Source organism: Bartonella sp. AP331QHHD (assembly GCF_042195905.1).
In the GTDB taxonomy this organism is placed as follows: Bacteria; Pseudomonadota; Alphaproteobacteria; order Rhizobiales; family Rhizobiaceae; genus Bartonella.
In genome coordinates, this window is record NZ_JBHIPG010000020.1 from 1 (window position 1) to 4,610 (window position 4,610).

Sequence of the window (4,610 nt, forward strand, 5' to 3'; positions counted from 1 at the left end):
ATTGGGGCGGTTGTTACAGCCCCTGATGCTGACAACCAAGTTTTTCCCCTCGACGAGCCTGTGTTAGTTTTTACACATGAGGGTGAGAAAATCCAAAAGCTTGGAACAAGAGGTACAGCTCTTGATGTCATTAACGCCGTGTGCGCGCAGGGGATTGAGGCACAAATTATCCTTGTGCGGGTGGAAGAAAAGTCAACCATTGCTGAGACACAAACCGAAATGGTGGGATCCAATACTCACTTGACCGGTGTGCATGCTTTAGCGCATGCGCGGGGGCATTTGGGGGTGGAGCCTGGGATTTTACTGGCACCGGCTTATAGTGCAGGGCGGATTGACAATGGCAAAAACCCCGTGGCGGATGCCTTGGAACAGGTTGCAGAAAAGCTACAAGCCATTGCCGTGTTTGATACGGGTGGTAAAAACACGCAAGAAAGTCTTGCCTATCGCGCAGATTTTTCCTCACGCTTTTGTTATTTGATTGACCCCTTTGTACGGGTGGCAAATCGTGAGGGGGGTGTTAGTGTTAAACCCGCAAGTCCTTTTGCAGCAGCCATGTTTATCAAACGTGACAAGCAAAGGGGCGGTGTTTTTTGGTCTCCTTCCAACCAAGATGTGCATGGCATTTTAGGGACAGCACGCCCCATTAGCTATTTTGATGGCGAAATTGATCATGAGGCAAATCGCCTTAACCAAGCCGATATTGCGACCTTTATTCCAGCACGGCTTAGCCAAAATGCGCATTTAGGTAATTCTGTGGGAGAAGTAGCTTCCAATGGGCGCATTTTATGGGGAAATCATACCACCTCCAGTGATCCACTTTGGCGCTTTGTCAATGTGGTGCGCACCCGTGCAGCTTTGGAAAAAACCATCATTAACAATTTGCGCCCTTGGGCGAATGATGAAAACCTTACTGGCCAACATGTTATTGCCATTACCCGCAGCCTTACACAGTTTCTTGATGATATGATTGCGCGTGGTGCATTGCTTGGTGGGCGGGTTTGGTTTGATCGTGATTTAAATTCCAACAGCACTTTACAATTGGGAAAATTGCGGGTGGAATTTGATGCAGAAGAAGTGCCACCTTTAGAAGATTTGAGTTTCGGCAGCCGGCGCAATAGCGCTTATTTTGACCGTTTGGCGCAAGATATCCAAAAGAAAATGACTTATCAATTTGGCGATACGCTTGAAACTTATCGCAAAGCAGCAAGGAGTTAAAGCATGACTTTACGCATTGTACGCGGTTTTACCTTGATTGTTGATGATGATGTGAATCTTCACCTTGATCTTGAAACATTGAAACTGCCCACGTTGGAAGAAATTACAGAAACCTATCAACCGGGCGGCTCTGATATGCAAATTGATGTGAGCGGTCTTGGTGTGAAAGCTTTGAGTTTACAAATGAAAATCCGCAGCCATACCCCCGAAATTATCGGCATCTTTGGTGGTCCTCCTGGTCTTCGTCATAAATTCACTGGCAAAAAACATGTGATTTCTGAAGAAGATGGGCGTGAGCATGAACATTCCATTGATGTGACAGGGCGGTTGGTCAAAGTGGATAGCGAAGGCTTAACAGCTGGGAAAGCCACAGGCTATGATTGCGAGATCAAAAATGTTTGGGACTATACGGAATTTTGGGATGGCTCTGTTTTGCACCGCTTTTCTTTTAAACGGGGCGGCTGGCTTGTCCGCAACGGGCAAGAGATCGGTTCTCGCCGCCGCTCTATTCTCAATTTATAAGCTCTCATTATTGATAGGGTTCTCAATTTATAGGAATTGATCATGACAAGTTTACAAACCAGCATTGACGTGGAATTGCAGGTTCCGCTTCCTTATCAAGATAAAGGTGGCAAAGAATCTCTCTGCAAGAAACTGACCTTTTATCGCCCCACTTTTAAGCATGCCAAGCAATTAGCGGTGCTCATTGGACCACAATTGACAGAGCTGCTGCTTCCTGAGTTTGGAGAGCAAAAAACAACTTTGAGCAATGATGTGCTTATCACGAAGCTTTCTCAAGTTTTGTTCACAAGTGAGGCAACAGAAGGCATCACAGCACTTTTGGCTGATATGTCACATGAATCTATTGAATTGATTGATCGAGTTGATGTGATAGATATTGTCGCAATATTGAAGGCTTTTTTTGCTTTTTTTACGCAACGCCAATCCTCTCTGCCAGACAATTTGGAGCAGAACTAGCCCTTTATTATCACTGGGCGCCTTCAGAGATTAACCAGATGGATTGGCTGGATGTGATTGCCTATCGAGAAGAACTCGCGCGCCTGAAAGCTCAAGAATATGAAAGCCATCAGTTAGGATAAAGAATCGTCATGGATGTTTCCCTTGTTGTGCGTTTTGTCAATCATCTGCAAGAGGGGATAGCTTCTGCCAAGCGGGATCTTGCAGCCTTTAGTTCAGATGTTGCACATTTCCAAAACAAGACAAGGCAGCATTTTAAAGGGTGGTTTGACCCTGAGCATCTTGAGGATGCGACAAAGAATGCGGAAAATGCTTTTAACCATGCGCCGGGGCGTATGGTGGGGGCGATTGCGCAAACAGCAACCTTAATTGCACCGCTCTATAAAGCCATGCAATTTGACCAATCGATGAAGGGACTAGAAAAGGTTCTCGATGCCCCCCTTGATCGCTTAAAGGAATTGCGCCGTTTTGCGCTTGAAACTTCCACCAAGATTCCGCTAGCGGCGCGTGAAGTCTTAGAATTGATGACCAGTGCCAGCCAAGCAGGGATTGGCGAACAAGATCTGGAAGCTTTTAGCATTTATGCTGCCAAAGCGGCTGTTGCTTTTGATATGACGGGGGATCAGATTGGGGAGCGCTTTGCCAAATTGCGCAATGTCTTTAAGCTTAATCAGGCAGGCATTGAAGATCTAGGCGATGCTATCAATCATCTCTCTAATCACATGGCGGCAAAAGCCAGTGAAGTGTCTGATTTTACCAATCGTGCCACCGGTGCGGCAACCATGTTTAAGCTCACCGCGCGCGAAACTGCGGCATTTGGTACAGCGATGATTTCTGCTGGGATTGTTCCAGAGAGTGCCGCGCGTGGCTTTAATGCCATGAGTGCCCGCATTCAGGCAGGGGGCAAGCATATTGAAGATGCTTTTGCCAATATCGGGCTTTCCCGCGAAAAATTCATGCAAGATCTGGACAAAGATGCCACCGGCACCTTGGTGCGCTTTTTTAATGTGTTGGGTAAATCCGAACAGGGGATGCGCTCGCTGATTGCCATTGCGGGGCGCGATTTTACTGGTGATTTTGCCAAATTGGTGGGCAACCCAGAATTGTTAGGGCAAGCTTTAGAGTATGTGAAAGATCCACAAGTCTTTAAAGGCTCGGTAGAGCAAGAAGCAGACAAACAAGCAACCGGTGCTATGCGGCAATTTGAACTCTTGCAAAACCGTATTGTAGCTCTGGGCATCACCATTGGTGAAGTGCTTCTGCCTCCTCTCAACAGTCTCATGGAAACTGTTGGTAATTTTACTAATGGGCTTATGGCGTGGGCGAATGCCCATCCCACTTTAACAAGTGCCATTATCAAAACCATTGCTGCCCTGATGGCTTTTAATATTGCTCTGCGCGTGTTGCGCTTTACCATGGCTGGCACACGTCTTGGGCTTCTTCAATTGATGGGCTCTTTTATCAAGCTTAGAGTACTCAGTCGTGGTGTTGCTGCAAGCTGGCGGGGCTTAGCAGCCGCAGGGCGCTCGCTGGGCTTGCTAACCGCGGGTCTTGGGGCAAGTTCACTCCGACTCTTACGCCCCATGACCTTGTTGGTCGGGGCTTTACGGGGGATTGCTGTCTCAGGAAGTGCATTTGCTGCCTCTTTTGGTTGGATCGGGACAGCGATAGAAGTGGCTGGGGCAGCTATTTCCTCTGTTGTGGGGGGTATTTTTACCCCGATCGGGGCGGTCATTGCTGCTGTTGTGGCTGTCATCCTTGCTGCGGGTTTTGCTTTGTGGAAATATTGGGATCGTTTTTCTTCTTTTGTCAAAGGTTTTGCACGGGGGGTATCTCGGGCTTTTGGGCGTGCCTTTGAAGCCGTCATGCGCTTTTTTGGTGCTGATACCACCACCATCACCAAATGGAAAAATATCATTGCTGCTGCTTTTGATCTCTCTTCCCATTGGCAAAAGTTTAAACAAGAGCTTAGCGCTGTTGTCGAGTGGTTTGGCAATTTGTGGGAGGGCGTTAAACAAAGCTTTTCCAACTTTTGGCAATGGTTGAAGAGTTTTTTTACACAGGAAAAGCTCTCGGATGCTGCCAAGGCTGGTATGGAACAAGCGGGCGAAGATCTGGCTAATTCGATTGTCGATGGCTTTATGTCGTCTATCTCACAATTGATGGATTATTGTAAATCTTTGCCTAGCCGCATTAAGGGGTGGATTGGTTCCATTGATGTAAGAGAGTTTTTGCCAAGTTTTTTGGGGGGTAAAACAGCCATCCAACCCATCGTGCAATTTGCGGGGGCGGGGCATGCAAATTCCCCTTTCACAGAAGCAAAAAGCAAAGATCACTCCCCCATCACACACAATCAAAATGTCACAGTGCATGTTAATGGGGCGCGTGAACCCATGGCCACTGGTCGTGCGGTTGCC

4 protein-coding genes are annotated in these 4,610 nt (G+C 47.4%); all 4 read left to right on the plus strand.

The window, feature by feature from the left end; genetic code table 11:
- The coding region (locus ACFIMS_RS02175) for a phage tail sheath family protein (RefSeq protein ID WP_375696338.1) at positions 1-1,215 on the plus strand (1,215 nt) is incomplete at its 5' end.
- Positions 1,216-1,218: 3 nt separating this feature from the next.
- On the plus strand, positions 1,219-1,737 hold the full coding sequence (locus ACFIMS_RS02180) for a phage major tail tube protein (protein WP_015856800.1): 519 nt from the start codon (positions 1,219-1,221) through the stop codon (positions 1,735-1,737).
- A 42-nt stretch (positions 1,738-1,779) separates the two neighbouring features.
- Complete coding sequence (locus ACFIMS_RS02185) at positions 1,780-2,193, plus strand: hypothetical protein (RefSeq protein ID WP_375653971.1); 414 nt, start codon at positions 1,780-1,782, stop codon at positions 2,191-2,193.
- A gap of 131 nt (positions 2,194-2,324) precedes the next feature.
- On the plus strand, positions 2,325-4,610 hold a 2,286-nt coding region (locus ACFIMS_RS02190), incomplete at its 3' end, for a phage tail tape measure protein (protein ID WP_375696339.1).